This is a genomic window from Paraburkholderia sp. CNPSo 3281 (assembly GCF_024206515.1).
In the GTDB taxonomy this organism is placed as follows: domain Bacteria; phylum Pseudomonadota; class Gammaproteobacteria; order Burkholderiales; family Burkholderiaceae; genus Paraburkholderia; species Paraburkholderia nodosa.
Genome location: NZ_JAMBPS010000137.1, coordinates 1 through 1563 on the forward strand (window position 1 = coordinate 1; position 1563 = coordinate 1563).

1 protein-coding gene is annotated in these 1563 nt (G+C 67.2%); it reads left to right on the forward strand.

Going from position 1 to position 1563, the window contains the following annotated elements:
- Window positions 1-1554 (forward strand): urocanate hydratase (gene hutU / locus M3I56_RS40480; RefSeq protein WP_254358645.1); only part of this gene is annotated, 1554 nt, incomplete at its 5' end.
- Between the last annotated feature and the right edge of the window lie 9 nt (window positions 1555-1563).

Consider the following 1563-nt stretch of genomic DNA (forward strand, 5'->3'; position numbering starts at 1 on the left):
GAAGTCGCCGAGCATCCGCATGCGCTCGTGGTGTACGGCGGCATTGGCCGCGCCGCGCGCAACTGGGAGTGCTTCGACCAGATCCTCGCGTCGCTGAAGGACCTGAACGAGGACGAGACGCTGCTGATCCAGTCGGGCAAGCCCGTGGGCGTGTTCCGCACGCATGCGGACGCCCCGCGCGTGCTGCTCGCGAACTCGAACCTCGTGCCGCACTGGGCCACGTGGGAACACTTCCACGAACTGGACCGCAAGGGCCTCATGATGTACGGCCAGATGACGGCGGGCAGCTGGATCTACATCGGCTCGCAGGGCATCGTGCAGGGCACGTACGAGACGTTCTATTCGGTCGCGAACCAGCACTTCAACGGCGACCCGAAGGGGCGCTGGATCCTCACGGGCGGTCTCGGCGGCATGGGCGGCGCGCAGCCGCTCGCAGCGACGATGGCGGGCTTCTCGATGATCGCGGTGGAATGCGACGAGACGCGCATCGACTTCCGCCTGAAGACGCGCTACGTGGACCGCAAGGCGAAGACGATCGACGAGGCGCTGGCCATCGTCGAGGAAGCGAAGAAGACGGGCAAGCCGGTTTCGGTGGGCCTGCTTGGCAATGCCGCCGATGTGTTCGCCGAATTCGTGAAGCGCGGCATCACGCCTGACTGCGTGACGGACCAGACGAGCGCGCACGACCCGATCAACGGCTACCTGCCGCAGGGCTGGACCGTGGCGCAGTGGCGCGAAGCACAGAAGGTCGCGCCGGAAAGCATCGTGAAGGTCGCGAAGGAGTCGATGGCCCACCAGGTGCGCGCGATGCTCACGCTGCAGGAGCGCGGCGCGGCCACGCTCGACTACGGCAACAACATCCGCCAGATGGCGCTCGAAATGGGCGTGGAAAACGCGTTCGATTTCCCGGGTTTCGTGCCGGCGTATATCCGTCCGCTGTTCTGCGAGGGCAAGGGCCCGTTCCGCTGGGTAGCGCTCTCGGGTGATCCTGAGGATATCTACAAGACGGACGCCAAGGTCAAGGAGCTGATCCCGGACGATCCGCACCTGCACAACTGGCTCGACATGGCGCGCGAGCGCATCGCCTTCCAGGGCCTGCCGGCGCGTATCTGCTGGGTGGGCGTGAAGGATCGCTACCGTCTGGGCCAGGCGTTCAACGAAATGGTCAAAACCGGCGAGCTGAAGGCGCCGGTCGTGATCGGCCGCGACCACCTCGACACGGGATCAGTGGCGAGCCCGAACCGCGAAACGGAATCGATGAAGGACGGCTCGGACGCGGTGAGCGACTGGCCGCTGCTCAATGCGCTGCTGAACACGGCGGGCGGCGCGTCGTGGGTCTCGCTGCACCACGGCGGCGGCGTGGGCATGGGCTTCTCGCAGCACTCGGGCGTGGTGATCGTGGCGGACGGCACGCAGGCGGCGCACGAGCGTCTGGGCCGCGTGCTGCACAACGATCCGGCCACGGGCGTGATGCGCCACGCGGACGCCGGCTACGAACTCGCGCAGCAAACGGCGCGCGAGGCGGGTCTCAAGCTGCCGATGCTCGGCCGATGAGCGGCGCGA